A 16,228-nucleotide genomic window follows, 5' to 3' on the forward strand; every position below is an offset into this window, starting at 1 on the left:
CGTGAGCGACGTCGTGAACAATGCGGCAGGGGAGACCCCCCAGACCGCAACCCTCAGCTTCGGCGACACGACCGCCGAGTTCCCCGTCCGCGCCGCCGTGCAGGGCAACTCGAGCATCGATGTGTCGACGCTGACCCGCCAGACCGGGCTCACCGCGCTCGACTACGGGTTCGTGAACACCGCCTCGACGCGATCGGCGATCACCTACATCGACGGCGAGCAGGGCATCCTCCGCTATCGCGGGTACCCGATCGAAGAGGTCGCTGCGAACTCGACGTTCCTCGAGGTCGCGTGGCTGCTCATCTACGGCGAGCTGCCGACGGCCGATCAGCTCGGCGAGTTCGATGAGAAGATCCGCCACCACACGCTGCTGCACGAAGACCTCAAGCGATTCTTCTCGTCGCTGCCGCACACGGCGCACCCGATGTCGGTGCTCTCGAGTGCCGTGTCGGCGCTCTCGACGTACTACGAGGACTCGACGGACTCGAACGACCCCGAGCAGGTCGAGCTGACCATGGTGCGCCTCCTCGCGAAGCTGCCGGTCATCGCTGCGTACGCCCACAAGAAGTCGCTCGGGCAGGCGTTCCTCTACCCCGACAACTCGCTGTCGTTCGTCGACAACTTCCTGAAGCTCAACTTCGGCAACATGGCCGAGCCGTTCCAGGTCGACCCGGTGCTCTCCACCGCGCTCGACCGGCTCTTGATCCTGCACGAAGACCACGAGCAGAACGCCTCGACGTCGACCGTGCGGCTCGTCGGCTCGACCGGCGCGAACCTCTATGCCTCGATCTCCGCCGGTATCCAGGCCCTGTCGGGCCCGCTTCACGGCGGCGCGAACGAAGCGGTGCTGCAGATGCTCGCACGCATCCGCGACTCCGGCGAAGGCGTCGAGAAGTTCGTCGAGCGCGTGAAGAACAAAGAAGACGGCGTGAAGCTCATGGGCTTCGGGCACCGCGTCTACAAGAACTACGACCCGCGTGCGACGATCGTCAAGCAGTCGGCCGATGAGGTGCTCGCGGGGCTCGGCGTGGCCGACCCGCTGCTCGACATCGCGAAGGAGCTCGAGCAGTTCGCCCTGCAAGACGACTACTTCAAGGAACGCCGGCTCTACCCGAACGTCGACTTCTACACGGGCGTCATCTACAAGGCGATGGGTTTCCCGACGCGGATGTTCACCGTGCTCTTCGCGATCGGCCGACTGCCAGGCTGGATGGCGCACTGGCGTGAGATGAACCTCGATCCGCAGACGAAGATCGGCCGCCCGCAGCAGCTCTACATCGGTGAGGCCGAGCGGCACTACCCCTCGGTCTGAACCGTCGCGCGTCGAAACGCCGGTGCTGCCTTCGGGCGGTACCGGCGTTTCGTCGTAGTGGCCGGCCGCGCTCGCGCCAGATCGCCGTTGTCGTCTCGCGCGTTGCGCCAGCGACGGTGACTGTCGGCTCGATCGGCCGAGGTCAGCCGGCCGGGGTCAGGTACAGCGTCTCGTTCGCGGCCGCTTCCACGGCCTCGGCGGTGAACGCCCAGTCGCGAAGCTCGCCATGCTGCCAGAGGGGCGCCTGATCGGCGTAGTGCGGATGGAACGCGTGACCTGACGCACCCGTGAGGTTGATCCAGCGGGAGGCATCGCGATCGTCGAGGTCGACGACCATGCGCATCGACGGTACCCAGTCCACGCCGTAGCCGACCCTCGTATCCCACCCGATGGCGTTGACGATCGAGGAGCCGCCGCCGAGCTCGAAGGGTCCGCGATTGAAGAGCCACTCGATCGGGGCGATGCCCGACTCGCCGAAACTCTGGTTGGTCAGCGTCAGGGTGTGCAGGCGGCCCCAGCGCCAGGAATCGGCGTCGCCGCCCATGCGGTCTTCAGCCTCGCTCCATGCCGCTTCGAGGGCGTGCGCGATCATCGCATCGCGGCCGACGACTCCTTCGTCGTCGTTGGTCCACCACGATGCATCGGGTTCGCCGAGGAGGGTGCCGACGACGTTGAACCAACGGTCGCCGCCCTGCGGCCGCGTCGATTCGGGCAGCTCGGCGAACATGCCGTCGAGGAGCGTGCGCCAGAAGACCGCGAAGTAGGCGGCCTGCGCGCTGTCGACATCGGCGTCGCCGTTCCAACCGTCGAGGAGGGCCGCACCGCGCGCGGCATCGCCCGTGAGATCGAGCGCGGCGATCTGCGGAAGCAAGGCGTTCGCATTCGCGTCGCTCGTGTCGAGCTGGATCTCCGCGAGCGAGTCCACGGTGAGCTTCTCACCCGCGTCGAGCTGTGCGTGAAGCATCCGGTCGATGGCCGAAGCACGATAGCCGTAGTCCCAATCTTCCGTGAGCATCGGGCCGTCGGGCCCGGCGGCCGGGTTGTTGGCCGTCACGATGTAGCCGGCGGCGGGATTCAGCATGGACGGCAGCTGATCGAACGGGATCGTGCCCTCCCAGCCGTTGGCGCTCGTCCAACCGGGCAGGGGCATCGTGCCGTCGCCCGACTTGCGCACCGGGATGCGACCCGGGGCCTGATAGCCGATGTTGCCCGCGACGTCGGCGTAGACGAGGTTCTGCGCCGGCACGTCGAAGAGCGCCGCGGCGGCGCGGAACGCGTTCCAGTCGCGCGCGCGGTCGAGCGCGAAGATCGCACGGGCCGAGTTGCCGGCTGTCAGCGCGGTCCACTGCAACGAGACCGCGTACTGCCCATCTGTCTGGCCGGATGCTGCGGGGAACTCGCTCGCGACCGCGCTGAAGTCCTCGCCGATATCGGTGACGATCGGTCCGCGTGCGGTGGATCGCACGGTGATCGTGACGGGATCGCCGCCCGCGACGTCGATCGTCTCCTCACGAAGGGTGAGCGGTACAAGGGCGCCGTCGAGCTCGTATGCGTCGCCGTCGATGCGCTCGAGGTAGAGGTCGGCGACATCGGGTCCGAGGTTGGTGAACCCCCAGGCGATGCTGTCGTTCTGCCCGATGATGATGCCGGGCAGGCCCGAAAAGGAGTACCCCGCGACGTCGAAACCGCACGCGTCGCTGATCGTGACGCAGTGCAGGCCCATCTGCGTCCAGATGGAGGGCATGGCCGGGCCGAGGTGCGGATCGTTGGCAAGAAGGGGGAGCCCGGATTCGGTCAGAGCGCCGGAGACGACCCACGAGTTCGAACCGAGGTCGCCGCCCTCGGGCCCGAGCATCTCGGGCACTCCGTCGATCGTCGCACTGAGGCTCGTGAGTGCAGCGGCGTAGTCGGAGCCGAGTCCGGATGCCGCGGCATCCGCTTCGCTCGAATCGCCCTCGCCTGTCGGGTCGTCATCGGTCGCGGCCAGCGGCGCGACCGAGAGCGCTGCCGGCGCCGCAGCGGGCGGCGGGCCCATGATCGTCGGCATCTGCCCCCAGGCGAAATCGGGGTGGAGCCGCGCGACCTCTTCGGGCGGGAGCACGGTCGACAGGAGTGCTCGATCGATCTCATCGCCGAGGTTCGAGCGCAGGTCCCACGCCATCGCCTTCAGCCATGCGATCGAGTCGATGCCCGACCATGGTTCGGGGGAGTAGCCGGGGCGCTGCAGACCGAGCACGGCGTACTCGAGGGAGAGGTCGGCGCCGCTGCGCTCGGCGAGGTAGGCGTTCACGCCCTCGGCGTAGGCGTCGTAGTACGCCTTCGACACCCCGTCGAGCTGGCCGTACTCCTGCTCGGCGATGCCTCGCCAACCGAGAGTGCGGATGAACGCATCGGTGCCCACCTGCGACTCGCCGAACAGCTCGGCGAGACGGCCGGCGGTGACATGGCGGCGGAAGTCCATCTCCCAGAACCGGTCTTGGGCGTGCACGTATCCCTGGGCGAAGAAGAGGTCGTGGTCGGTCTCGGCATAGAGCTGCGGGATGCCGGCGTCGTCACGGTAGACGGTGGCGGTCGCGGTGAGGCCCGGAACCTCGACGCGACCACTCGTCGTCGGGAACGACCGCTGCACGGTCCACCAGCCGACGCCGGACGCCACGACGGCGAGCACGAGCACGGTGACGAGCAGACCGATGAGGAAGCTCACTCCCCGATGCCGGCGGGTTCTCGGTGCGTCGGTACCCACGCCACTCCTTCGTGATGCGCAAGACGAGACCGCCCCGCGGCGGCCTGGGTCATAACTGTAGTCGAGAAGGTCGACGGCTCGGCATCGGCAACCGAAGCCCAGCCCTGCAGCTCAGGCGTGCAGTGATGCGTTCAGCAGGATGCCCTCGCCGGTGCGGGAGATGGCCTCGACTTGACCGTTCAGCGAGTTGCGACGGAACAGGAGGTTGGGCACCCCCGAGAGCACGACGGCCTTCACGGTGCTGGGTCGTGCACCCGCCCCGCCGAGCAGCACGACCTTGGTGCCCGCGGTCACGTAGAGGCCGGCCTCGACGACGCTGTCGTCGCCGATCGAGATGCCGATGCCGGAGTTCGCGCCGAGCAGCGCGCGTTCGCCGATCGTGACACGCTGGGTGCCGCCGCCCGAGAGAGTGCCCATGATCGACGCGCCGCCACCGATGTCGGAGCCGTCGCCCACGACCACGCCTTGGGAGATGCGGCCCTCGACCATCGAGGTGCCGAGCGTGCCGGCGTTGAAGTTCACGAAGCCCTCGTGCATGACGGTGGTGCCCGGAGCGAGGTGCGCGCCGAGGCGCACCCGAGCGGCATCCGCGATGCGTACGCGGTCGGGAGTGACGTAATCGAGCAGCCGCGGGAATTTGTCGAGGCTCGTCGCCTGGATGCCGGCGCGCTGCAGGGCGGGCCGCGAACGGTCGAAGTCCTTCGGATGCACCGGTCCCGCGTTCGTCCAGACGACCGCGGGTAAGTGGGCGAAGATGCGGTCGAGGTTCACGGTGTTCGGCGCTGCGAGCAGGTGCGAGAGCACATGCAGCCGGAGATAGGCGTCGGCGGTGCCGGCGGGCGGTGCGTCGAGGTCGATCGTGACGTCGACGGCCTCGACGCGCACGTTGCGGCGTGCATCGTCGCCCGCGAGCGCCGCATGCTCAGCTGCGAGAGGGGACGCCTCGGTCCCGAGCCTCGGCGCGGGGAACCACGCGTCGAGCACCGTGCCGTCGCCGGCGATCGTCGCGAGCCCGGCGGCGGAGGCCGTGCGGGGAGGAGTGATGGCGTCGTCGTTCGCGGGCATGCCTCAAGAGTAGCGATGCGCTGCGCGTGTGACGTGGGGTGTCCGGCCCGGCTCTTGACCGAGGAGCGATGGATGCGATGGATGGAGTGCAGGACACGGCCGAGCAGTGGCTGCTAAACTTCACCGCATGACAGCGCTGTCCTATCCGGATCCGCCCCAGGTGAACAACGCACCGTCGATCCGCGCCGCCCGTTCACGACTCGCCGCTCTGCCCATCGCACTCGCGCTGCTCGTGTCGGCCGTCCTACCGCTGGCAGGGCCGGCGAATGCGGCACAGGCCTCGACACACTCGACGGACTACAGCCAGTACGTCAATCCGTTCATCGGCACCGAGGGCGACCACGGCCAGGACGGCCCCGGGGCGTTCGCTCCGTATGGGCTGGCGACCGTCACCCCGACGACAACGCCCGGCAACCACGTGGGGTACGAGTACACGGCTCGCACGCTCCTGGGATTCACGAACCTCGCACTCGACGGGGTCGGGGGTGGGGGAGGGGCGGGCGATGTGCTCGTCGTGCCCACCTACAAGAGCTACACGTCCCGGCCTTCGACGAGCAGCTACGGCAAGGCGATCCGGACGACCGACGGCGTCAAGGACGAGACAGCGACGGCCGGCTTCTACCGGGTCGGCCTCGACGAGTCGGGCAAGGGCATCGACGCCCAGGTGACCGCCGCTACTCGCACGGGCGTTCACGACTACGCCTTCGGCACCGGCGGCCACGCCTCCCTCGTGGTCGACCTCGAGCACACCGGTAATGGTCGCAAAGCCACCGACCTCAAGATCGGGGCGAGCACGCACGGCAACACGACGATCTCCGGTTCCTTCACCGGCTTCTTCTACAACTCGTCGTACAAGCTCTACTACTACGCGGAGACCACGGTCCCGACGTCTTCCGTCCAGACGTGGGGCGGCGCTGGGCTCAGCTCCACCGCGACCACCCAGAACGGCACCGACATCGGGGCCGTTCTCAACTTCGACGCCGCTGCGGGCGAGCACGTGGGCCTGCGGGTCACGCTCTCCGCGGTGAGCGCAGAGCAAGCGGAACGCGACGCGGCCGTCGAGGTCGGCGGGAAGACGTTCGACGAGGTCCGCGCCGCGACGAAGAACGAGTGGAACGATCGCCTCGGCAAGGTCGACGTCGATGCCACCGCGACGAATGACCCCACGGGCGATCTGAAGGCACAGTTCTACACGCACCTCTACCGGCTCGCCGGCACCCCGATGAACGCGACATCGACGGATGGGACGTACCGGGGTGCTGACGGTGTCATCTACCAGGCATCGGGGTACACGCACTACGACTCGTGGTCGTTGTGGGATGACTTCCACAAGTACGCGGCCGTGGCCTCGGTCTTCCCCGACGTCTATCGCGACGTCGTCCAGTCGCTCGTCGACCTCTACGCCGGCGTCGCAACGAGCGGGAAGGGCTCGGTCGGGGGTCTGCTGCAGTCCGTGCCGACGGTGCGCTGGGAGCGCGCCCCGGTCGTCGTGGCGGATGCGATCTCGAAGGGCGTCCAGCTGCAGGGGCTCGAACAGGCGTACCCAGCGCTCGTCGCGCAGACCGGAAGCTCCGCGAGCCTGACGAACCTCGATTCCGTCGGCGGCGGTCTCCTCGGGTACTCCTACGACGCCTATGGTCTTTCGGTCATCGCCGACGCGATCGGCGAGACGACCGACGCCGAGCACTACCGCGTCGAGGGCGCGCGCTGGGCGAAGGCGTTCGATACCGACGCACTGACGAAGGACGGCAACGCGACCAAGGCGACCGGCGTCGCGGCAGGTGTCGACGAGGTCGGCCTCATCATGCCGCGATCGAGCAACGACGATTCGGCGGGCTTCACAGTGAAGAACCCGGAGAGCTGGAGCAGCGGTCTCTACCAGGGCACGCTGTGGCAGTACAACTGGTACGACGCCCAGGACCTCGGCGGCATGGTCGATCTCATGGGCGGCAAGTCGGAGGCGGCGAAGGCCGTGAACTTCTTCTTCGGCAACCAGGCGCCCGACGACTGCTCGCGCAATCTCCACCTGTTCGCCAACGAGATCTCGGTTCACGCGCCATTCCTCTTCAACTACGTCGGACAGCCCGCACAGACGCAGGACTGGACGTACCGAGCGGTCACCGAGCCGGTGTGCGTCCGTTACACCGCCGACGGCAGCAGTACGACGCCGTCGAAGCGCATGGTGTTCCAGAACGATCCCAAGGGCCTGCTCCAGACGATGGACAACGACGCCGGAACGATGTCGGGGTACTTCGTGTCGAGCGCGATCGGGCTGTATCCCGTGATGGCCGGAGGCGACTCGTTCCAGATCACGACGCCGATCTTCGACCGCACGACGATCGAGTACCCCGGGGGCAAGGACTTCGTCGTCGAGGCGCCCGGCGTCAGCCCGACGAATCACTACATCCAGAGCGCGACGCTCAACGGCCAGCCGCTGAACCGCACCTGGCTCACCGCCGCGGAGATGAACGCGGGTGGCATCCTGCACTTCACGATGGGCTCGAGCCCATCGTCATGGGGAGCCGACGGCGTCGCGGCGGACTCGCTCAACGACCATGTCAGCAGCGCTCTGTACCATCCGGCGGACGCCGTCTCCACGACGGCGCAGGTATTCGAGGAGTCCGGTGCGAACGACGGCTCGATCGACGACGCGATCGCCGTGCAGGTGAGTGGGGCGACGTTCACCGGCGAGATCGGTTCAGACCTGACTTCGCACGTCGAGGCCACCGGCGTGCCGACCGGCCTCACGCTCGTCGCGACGAAGTCGGGGACGAATACGCTCGACCTGACCTTGGCGGGCAAGGCGGCCCGCCACCTCGTCGATGATTCGACCGACGCGCTCGCCGTCGCCTTCGCGCCCGACGCATTCTCCGGCACAGCGCCCAGCACTGCCGAGCGGGAACTCGCCCTCAAGGTCCGGTTCGCCGGTCACCTCCTGACGCCGAGCACCACCACCCTCACTGCGGGCGCGCACGGCGCCGTGCGGAGCACGATCGACATCACCCTCAGTGGCGGCGCGACGTTCGCCGGCAAGAACCGCCCTGCGCTCTCGAAGGGAGCCGTCACGTTCCCCGGTCTCGACCCGGGCGTCCACGCCACCGTCAGGCGGATGAGCGACACAACGGTCCAGGTCACGTTCAAGGGAAAGCCGGAGAGCACGACGAGCACGCACTTCACGGCGCTGTTCGCAGACTCGGCACTCGAGGGTGCCACAGCGGCCCAGGTGACCGGTGCCGGGACGACGGCGCTCGTCCCGTTCACCGTGTCACCCTCCTCGAGCACGCGCTCCGAGCTGCAGTCCTTGTACGACGATGCGCACCTCGTGACGGTCGACGGCTATTCCGCGGCAACGTTCGCGACGCTCGACGCTGCTGTCGCCAGGGCGAAGGCGGCGCTGGACGACGGGGCCTCGTCGGAGCGCACGCTTTCCACGGCCCTCGCCCTCTTGCGGGCCGCGGCCGATGGCCTCGCGATCAGTGGCGACAGCTACCGGGCGCTGCAGGCCGAGAGCTACGACCAGTGGTCCGGTGGTTCGCTCAAGACCGAGGCCGGCGGCAGTGGGACCAACGTCGGCGGGGTCTCGCCGGGGGCGTGGCTCGCGTTCCGCGGGCTCGACTTCTCCGAGTCCCCGCTCGCGTCGGTTGTGATCGACTACGCTCACAACCCCGGCTCGGCATCGGCGAGCTCTGCGGTCGAGATCCGCACCGGCTCAGCGACCGGTCCACTCGTGACCACGGTCCCGCTGCCCACCACGAACGGCTGGGCGAACTACACGGCGCTCGCGCACACGTTCACCGCGGATGAGATCGCGAAGCTCGCCGGTGTCAACGACGTGTACTTCGCGTTCACGGGTGCCCTCGCTTCGGGCCAGAGCTGGGTCGCGAACGTCGACTGGTTCCAGTTCCAGTCTGCGGCGGATACCGTCGAGACGTCGAAGACGGTCCAGTTCGAATCGCTCCGCACGGGCTACGGCATGCTGAACGCCGACGATTCGGGGCTCGTGGAAGGGACCGACTTCTCGGGTCCAGACCTCAAGACCGAGGCCGGATCGGTGGGTGGCCAGCTCGCCGGCACGAAGGACGGCGCGTGGATCCGCTACCGCGATGTCGACCTCGGTACTCGCAGCGCATCCACGCTCAGCGTGCGTTACGACGCGCCGACGAGCAAGGTGGTCGACGGTCGACTCGCCGTCTACGTGGACGAGATGTCCGGCGAGCCGCTCGTCACCGTCCCGCTCGAGCCCACAGGCTCGAGCTGGGGCACCTACGCCACCGCGAGGGTCGCGCTCCCGTCCGAGATCACCGGCAACCACACGTTCTACTTCGCGCTCCAGAGCACGCCGACGGCCACCCAGACCTACGTCGGCAATCTCGACTGGTTCTCGCTCGAGTACGACGTCGACAAGACGGCGTTGCACACGGCGATCACGAAGTACTCGCCTCTCGCCGCCGACGCGGGCTGGTATCTCGTGACCGACTTCGCGGTCTTCACTCGAGCGATCGACGCCGCGGAGGCCGTCGACGCGGACGCGGCCGCGACGACAGGCGGAGTCGCAGAGGCGCTGCGCGTGTTGAACGTCGCCGCCGGCCACCTGCAGTGGAAGGTCGTCAAACAGGTCGCCGACTGGCGTGCGAAGGCCGAGGCAGTCCAGGCCGACGAGGTCACGCCGGTGTCCTATCGCAAGCTCCAGAACGCGATCGCCTCGGCTGACGTGCTCGACGCGGCGACGAGCACCTACGACGAGTATGTGGCGGCGCTGTCCCGTCTCGTCAGGGCATACGAACGCCTGGTCGACGCCAAGCCGCATCGATGACCGCGACCGGGGCCTCCCGGTCATCCGGGCAGAGCTCTCCTTTGAAGCATCGATGACCGGCGCGGCATACGCCACCGACGCGGCACTACTCGGCGCGCAGGGTCTCTGATTCGGGATCGTGTCTCTCCGTCGACCGGCGGGGAGTGAGACGCATCGGGAGCACAACGTGTTCGACAGGACGAGTGCGATCGGCGAGTCGTGAGATGGCCAAGCGGGCGGCGTGGTGTCCGACCTCTTCGATGTCTCCCGCCACGGTGGTGATCCCCATGACGCGTGCCCATTCGGGTTCGTCGATGCCGATGACGGCGGGCACGTCGCCCATGCCGATCGCCGACATCTCCTCGAGGACTCCGAGGAGGATCCGGTTGTTTCCCGCGACGATCGCGGTGGGCGGCTTCGGGAGCGCCAATAGCTCGCGGGTTCGTGCACGGGATGAAGCGACATCGTGAGCATCATCCCGCAGAAGATCCCGCCATGACGATGACGCCGATCCGTCGAGGACTGCGGCCATGCCCTCGAGTCGTTTTCGATAGGTGGGAAGCCACGGGTAATCGCCGACGAACGCGATTCGGGTATGGCCGGTGTCGAGGAGGTGCTGGGCGGCGAGGCGACCGCCCATCCGATTGTCGAACACGACGGAATCAGCATCGAGATCGACCGCTGGGCGATCGACGAAGACGACCGGAACTCCGCGCGCCTGTACGTGCGCGTAGTCGGCATGATCCGACATGGCCGAGACGACGACGAGCGCTTTGGCCTGACGGCTGGCGAGGTCGTCGACGATGCGCCGCTCCTGCTCCGCAGACTCCCCTGACGTGGCAACGGTCAAGTGCATCCCCTGCTGGCGGATATCGTTCTCCACGCTCTGTGCAAGCGCGGAGTAGAACGGATTGGTGAAGTCGCCGGCGATGAGCCCGATCGACTCGGCGAGGTGTCCGCTTGCCAGCATGCTCGCCGCCGCATTGCGTCGATAGCCGAGGGCCGCTGCCGCGGCAAGGACATTCGTGAGGGTCTCCTGGCTCACGTATCTTTCTCCGCCGAGCGCCCGTGATGCCGTCTTCAGACTCACCCCGGCGCGAACGGCGACCTGGGCGAGTGTGACCCCCTGTGCGTGCGCGTGTGCGTCCCGCATGACCCTCCTCGACGTGCGTCGGAGCAACGAAACGATATCTCCTGAGGCCATGGTCCCGACTGAGGCCCGCGGAGGCCGTCGAGTTCTCGGTGCATCCGAGTCGGTCGCTGCCGGCGACTGCCCGTTCACACCGCAGCGCTGCCGCGCCGGTCCGACCACCGCGCATAGACTCGGGGAATGCCCGCCGCATCACCACTCGCGCTCGATCTGAGCGCAGATTCCGTCGCCATCACGCAGTCGATCTGCGATGTGCCGAGCGTGTCGGGCGATGAGTCGCTGCTCGCCGACCTCGTCGAGCAGGCGTTCGCGGGGGCATCCCATCTCGAGGTCATCCGTTCAGGCAACACCGTCGTCGCGCGCACGAACCTCGGCCGCGAACGGCGGGTCGCGATCGCCGGGCACCTCGACACCGTGCCGATCAACGAGAATCTGCCGACCCGGTTCGAGACGGAAGACGGCGTGGAGTACCTCTGGGGGCGCGGCACGGTCGACATGAAGGCGGGTGTCGCGGTGCAGCTGAAGCTCGCGCTCGAGCTCACCGACCCCATCGTCGACCTGACCTGGCTCTGGTACGACAACGAAGAGGTCGCGGCCGACGTCAACGGGCTCGGGATGCTGGCCGGCACCCGCCCCGATCTGCTCGAGGCCGACTTCGCCATCCTCGGCGAACCCTCCAACGGGCAGGTCGAGGGCGGCTGCAACGGCACCCTCCGCGCGGAGGTGCGCACCACCGGGCTGCGGGCGCACTCAGCGCGCAGCTGGGTCGGCGAGAACGCGATCCACAAGCTCGCTCCGGTGCTCACCCGCCTCGCCGAGTACCAGGCCGAGACGGTCGAGGTCGACGGCCTCGCCTATCGTGAAGGGCTGAACGCCGTGCTCATCTCGGGCGGCATTGCGGGCAACGTGATCCCCGACGACGCCGTGCTCACCGTCAACTACCGCTTCGCGCCGAGCCGCAGCGTCGCCGAGGCGTCCGAATTCGTGCGCGAGTTCTTCTCCGGCGCCGAGGTGACCATCGTCGACAGCGCCGAGGGCGCGCGGCCCGGACTCGACGACCCGCTCGCGCAGCAGTTCGTGCGTGCCGTCGGAGCCGAGGCGCGCCCCAAATACGGCTGGACGGATGTCGCGCGCTTCAGCGCCCTTGGTATTCCGGCGGTGAATTTCGGCCCCGGTGACCCGCTCAAGGCGCACGCCGACGACGAGCGGGTCGAGGTGTCGCAGATCCGGCACGCCGAGGTCGCGCTCCGAGCCTGGCTGACCGGTGCCACCGCCTGAGCACGGCGATCCGAACGAGGCACGCATGAGCACGTCGTCGGCCGCCCTCCGCGAATCCGACCCGTTCCGCGTGACGCGCTGGTCGCCTCGCGTGCGCTGGCGGATCGCGCCCTGGTGGGCGAAGGTCGCGCTCATCTACCTGGGCGCGCGCGTGATCACGACGGTGATGGTGCTCGTCATGGCGAGCGCGCAGGGCGCGAACCCGTGGACCGGAGCGAAGCCCGGCTACTTCGAGTACGCGAACCTCTGGGACGCCAGGTGGTACCAGATCATCTGGCTCGGCGGCTATCCACACGAGCTGCCGCTCACCGAGACGGGGCACGTCGCCGAGAACGCGTGGGCATTCCTGCCCGTCTACCCGGTGCTCGTCGGAATCGTGACCTGGTTCGGGGTGCCGTGGAATGCGGCATCCGCGGTCATCGCCTTGCTCGCCGGACTCGGCGCCGCCCTCGTCGTGCACCGGCTGATGTCGCGCTTCATGGAGCCCGACCGGGCGCTCTTCGCCGTCGTGCTCTTCTCGGTGGCACCGGCGTCGCCCATCATGCAGTTCGGATACGCCGAATCCCTCGGCCTCCTGTGGCTCGCCCTCGCGCTGCTCCTGCTCGTCGATCGACGCTACGGATGGCTCGTGCCCGTGATCACCGTGTGGGCGTTCACGCGCCCCGGGGCGCTCGCATTCGCGCTCACCCTCGGCTTGCACTGGCTGTGGCGGTGGTTCTCGCGGAAACACGACCCGTTTTCGATGCGGGAACGCGTGCTCGCGGCATCCGTGACCGTGTTCGCCGGCCTCGTCGGCCTCGCGTGGCCGGCCATCGTGTGGGCCGTGACCGGCGAGCTGCACGGGTACACCGCCACCGAGCTCGCCTGGCGTTCGGCCTACATCGGCTACCGGGAGCTCGTGCCGTTCACAGCCTGGTTCCAGTCGGGCGACTGGTGGCTGGGCCAGCCGTTCGGAACGATCGCGGTGGCTGCGCTCATCATCGGGTTCGCGCTCGTGCTGTTCCTGCCTGCGGTGCGCCGGCTCGGCATCGACCTCCGCCTCTGGTTGGCGAGCTACGCGCTGTACCTCCTCGCGGTGTTCTTTCCGCAGTCGAGCACCTTCCGCATCCTGGCTCCGATGTTCCCCATTTTGGGTGCGTTGGCGCAGCCGCGGGCCGGATGGTACCGCTGGGGCGTGGTAGCGCTTTCCCTCTTGTTGCAGCTGGGCTGGTTGCTCATCGCATGGGGGATCGACGGCCGTGACTGGACGCCGCCCTGATCGGAGCACGAATCCGCTGCCTCGACCTTTCGCTCAAGCTGTCGAATCGGTTCAACCGGGTTGCCCACAAACTCGCGGCGATTTCCCAGCGCCGCCTGTGATGGCCGATAATAGAAGCTCAGCCACGAAAGGGGAGCTCAATGGCGGCCATGAAGCCACGCACCGGAGACGGGCCAATGGAGGCTGTGAAGGAGGGTCGGCTCATCATCGTTCGAGTTCCGCTCGAAGGTGGAGGGCGCCTCGTCGTCTCGGTGAACGACGCTGAGGCCAAGGAGCTGCACGACGTCCTCGGTGGCGTTGTGAAGCCCGCCTGAGTCAACGTCACTCCTCGAATCGAGCCCCGAGTCGCCTCGGGGCTCGAGTCGTGTCACGGGGTATGTCACGTGCCGTCAGACGAGTACGACTTTGCCGGTGGTCCGCCGCTCCTCCAGCTCGCGGTGCGCTCGCGCGGCCTCGGCGAGCGGCACCCGGTGGGTCAGCACCTGCCACGTGCCCGCGGCCGCGAGTGCGAGCGCACGCTCCTGATACGGTCGCATGTCGCCCGGCCGGGGCGCGCCCGGCCCGACGGCCGGACGAATCTCGATGCCGGCGGTGGCTGCGCGGTCGGCCTCGGCGAACGGGTTCGCCGCTCCGGATGCCCAGCCGTAGACGACGAGCCGACCGCCTGAGGTGAGCAACGATGCGGCCGCGGATCCCAGTTCGCCGCCGACACCGTCGAAGACGATGGTGGCCCCGACGTTGGCGGCTCCGACGTTGGCGGCTCCGACGTCGGCGGCTCCGAGTGCGGTTCCGGTCGTCGGGAGCCAATCGGCGTGCCGGTGGTCGACGACGGTCAGGCGTGCCCCTGCATCGGGCGCGAGCGACTCGACGACCCGCACCTTCGCCTCACCGCCGACGAGTGCCACAACGCGCGCGCCCGCGGCGAGGGCTGTCTGTACGAACAGCGATCCGAGGCCACCTGCCGCGGCCGTCACGACCACGATGTCATCGCGGCGGAGCGTGGCGATCTCGAGTGTGTATGCCGCCATGCGGCCGGTTCCGATCATCGCGACCGCCTCCGCCTCGTCGAGGCCGGTGGGAATCGGATGCAGCGCCTCGGCCGGGGCGACGGCCAGGCGCGCGTACCCGCCGCCATCGGGCGTCGCACCGAGATGTGCGGCGACGCGACGCCCCATCCACGCAGGGTCGACCCCTTCGCCGACCTCGACCACCGAGCCGCCGACCTCGCGGCCGGGAATCGTCGGCAGCGTCGGGAGCCCGAGCGGGCCGCTGGTCTCGCCGCGACGCAGCGTGGTGTCGAGCAGGTGTACGCCGTGCGCGCGCACCGAGATCAGGACTCGGCCGGGGCCGGGTGCGGGGTCGGGAACATGCTCGAGGACGAGGTTCTCGGGCGGGCCGAACGAGTGCAGGCGAATCGCTTCCATTCGGCGAGTCTCCAACTTCAACCTCTGTTGAGGTCAAGTCGGCGCGCGCGTCAGGCGCCGAGCTTCACGATCTGCAGCAGTCCGTCGCCTGCCGGCGAGATGGCCGTTGCGACCGCGGTCGAGGTCGCGAGCTCGGCGACGAGCGTGCGATAGGCGCTCGCCGACTCGTCGCGACGCGCGGGGTCGGCGACTCGACCTTTCCAGAGGGCGCGAGCCACGAGCACGATGCCGCCGGGCTTGGCGAGGCGCAGTCCGTGCTCGGCGTACTCGATGACCGACGGCGCGTCGGCGTCGATGAAGACGATGTCGTACGAGCTCTCGTTCATGCGGGGCAGAACCTCGCTCGCGCGCCCCGCGATGAGGCGCACGCGTGCGGCCGCGATGCCGGCATCGGCGAAGTGCTGGCGGGCATGCTGCTGGTACTCGGTCTCGGTGTCGATCGAGGTCAGCAGCGCCCGGCGTGCAGTCTGGAGCATCCAGAGCCCTGAGACGCCGACGCCGGTGCCGACCTCGATGATCGACTCGGCGCGTGAAGCGGCGGCGAGCACGGCGAGCTGCGCGCCGACAGCGGGCGAGACCGGTTCGATGCCGAGCTCGAGTGACTGCTGGCGCGCCTTGGCGATCGACTCGGTCACGGCGACCGAGTCGTCGACGTACTTCCAGTTCAGGTCGTGATCGGACACGTGGCGGCTCCCCGGGATGACTCTTCCAGCCCCTAAGCCTAGAGCGCGGGCGGCATGGTCTCTGCACGCCTCGCCGCCGACTATCCTGTAGGGGTGTTCGGTCTGACGTTCGAGAAGCTCCTCATCATCGGGGTGATCGCCGTCTTCCTCCTCGGGCCAGAGCGGCTGCCGCACTATGCGGCGCAACTCGGCCGACTCGTGCGATCGCTGCGCGACATGGCCAACGGTGCGAAAGACCGCATGCGTGACGAGATGGGCTCCGATTTCGACGATGTCGACTGGAAGAAGCTCGACCCGCGCCAGTACGATCCGCGTCGCATCATTCGTGAAGCACTGACCGACGCCGACCCGTTCGCCGACGAGAAAGCGGCGCCCGTCGTGGCGCGCGCCTCGGTCAACGAGAACTCCGCCTACCTGCAGCGCGAGCGCAAGCGGGAACCACTCGGCGCCGACGAGACGGCACCGTTCGACTCCGAAGCGACCTGATCGGCACCGTCTCGGGGTCGGCACCGTCTCGGAGTCG

At 68.3% G+C, this 16,228-nt stretch carries 11 protein-coding genes; 6 read left to right on the forward strand and 5 right to left on the reverse strand.

Annotated features, from left to right (window positions below; genetic code table 11):
* Position 1 precedes the first annotated feature (1 nt).
* Positions 2–1,312 carry a citrate synthase gene (locus tag AC1C2S_RS15275; protein WP_495353464.1) on the forward strand — a complete coding sequence of 437 codons (1,311 nt, stop codon included), beginning with the start codon at positions 2–4 and terminating at the stop codon, positions 1,310–1,312.
* A 142-nt stretch (positions 1,313–1,454) separates the two neighbouring features.
* Here AC1C2S_RS15275 and AC1C2S_RS15280 read toward each other — a convergent pair whose 3' ends face one another.
* Together AC1C2S_RS15280 and dapD are read right to left on the reverse strand one after the other, a co-directional pair.
* On the reverse strand, positions 1,455–4,055 hold the full coding sequence (locus tag AC1C2S_RS15280) for a penicillin acylase family protein (protein ID WP_495353465.1): 2,601 nt from the start codon (positions 4,053–4,055) through the stop codon (positions 1,455–1,457).
* Positions 4,056–4,166: 111 nt separating this feature from the next.
* On the reverse strand, positions 4,167–5,120 hold the full coding sequence (dapD, locus tag AC1C2S_RS15285) for a 2,3,4,5-tetrahydropyridine-2,6-dicarboxylate N-succinyltransferase (RefSeq protein ID WP_495353466.1): 954 nt from the start codon (positions 5,118–5,120) through the stop codon (positions 4,167–4,169).
* Between the two features lie 127 nt (positions 5,121–5,247).
* Between dapD and AC1C2S_RS15290 the strand changes: the two genes are divergently transcribed.
* Complete coding sequence (locus tag AC1C2S_RS15290; RefSeq protein WP_495353467.1) at positions 5,248–9,933, forward strand: GH92 family glycosyl hydrolase; 4,686 nt, start codon at positions 5,248–5,250, stop codon at positions 9,931–9,933.
* Between the two features lie 85 nt (positions 9,934–10,018).
* Here the strand turns inward: AC1C2S_RS15290 and AC1C2S_RS15295 are convergent, their stop codons facing one another.
* Positions 10,019–11,065 carry a LacI family DNA-binding transcriptional regulator gene (locus AC1C2S_RS15295; RefSeq protein WP_495353468.1) on the reverse strand — a complete coding sequence of 349 codons (1,047 nt, stop codon included), beginning with the start codon at positions 11,063–11,065 and terminating at the stop codon, positions 10,019–10,021.
* A 177-nt stretch (positions 11,066–11,242) separates the two neighbouring features.
* Between AC1C2S_RS15295 and dapE the strand changes: the two genes are divergently transcribed.
* The 3 genes from dapE to AC1C2S_RS15310 all read left to right on the forward strand — a co-directional run bounded on the left by dapE (position 11,243) and on the right by AC1C2S_RS15310 (position 13,912).
* Positions 11,243–12,340, forward strand: a complete 1,098-nt coding sequence (dapE, locus tag AC1C2S_RS15300; RefSeq protein ID WP_495353469.1) for a succinyl-diaminopimelate desuccinylase — start codon at positions 11,243–11,245, stop codon at positions 12,338–12,340.
* 25 nt (positions 12,341–12,365) lie between these two features.
* Entirely contained in the window at positions 12,366–13,598 is a 1,233-nt protein-coding gene (locus AC1C2S_RS15305) for a hypothetical protein (RefSeq protein ID WP_495353470.1), read from the forward strand.
* Between the two features lie 140 nt (positions 13,599–13,738).
* Positions 13,739–13,912: a DUF3117 domain-containing protein gene (locus tag AC1C2S_RS15310; protein WP_495353471.1), complete on the forward strand. Its 174-nt coding sequence runs from the start codon at positions 13,739–13,741 to the stop codon at positions 13,910–13,912.
* A 75-nt stretch (positions 13,913–13,987) separates the two neighbouring features.
* Here AC1C2S_RS15310 and AC1C2S_RS15315 read toward each other — a convergent pair whose 3' ends face one another.
* Both AC1C2S_RS15315 and AC1C2S_RS15320 read right to left on the reverse strand, forming a co-directional pair.
* Positions 13,988–15,022 (reverse strand): zinc-binding dehydrogenase, encoded by a 1,035-nt coding sequence (locus tag AC1C2S_RS15315; protein WP_495353472.1) that lies wholly within the window; start codon positions 15,020–15,022, stop codon positions 13,988–13,990.
* A 50-nt stretch (positions 15,023–15,072) separates the two neighbouring features.
* Entirely contained in the window at positions 15,073–15,705 is a 633-nt protein-coding gene (locus AC1C2S_RS15320; protein ID WP_495353473.1) for an O-methyltransferase, read from the reverse strand.
* A 54-nt stretch (positions 15,706–15,759) separates the two neighbouring features.
* On the opposite strand from AC1C2S_RS15320, the gene AC1C2S_RS15325 reads away from it, so the two are divergent.
* Positions 15,760–16,191, forward strand: coding sequence for a twin-arginine translocase TatA/TatE family subunit (locus tag AC1C2S_RS15325; protein ID WP_495353474.1), 432 nt, complete (start codon positions 15,760–15,762; stop codon positions 16,189–16,191).
* Positions 16,192–16,228 lie beyond the last annotated feature (37 nt).

This window comes from Agromyces sp. Y782, assembly GCF_059445405.1.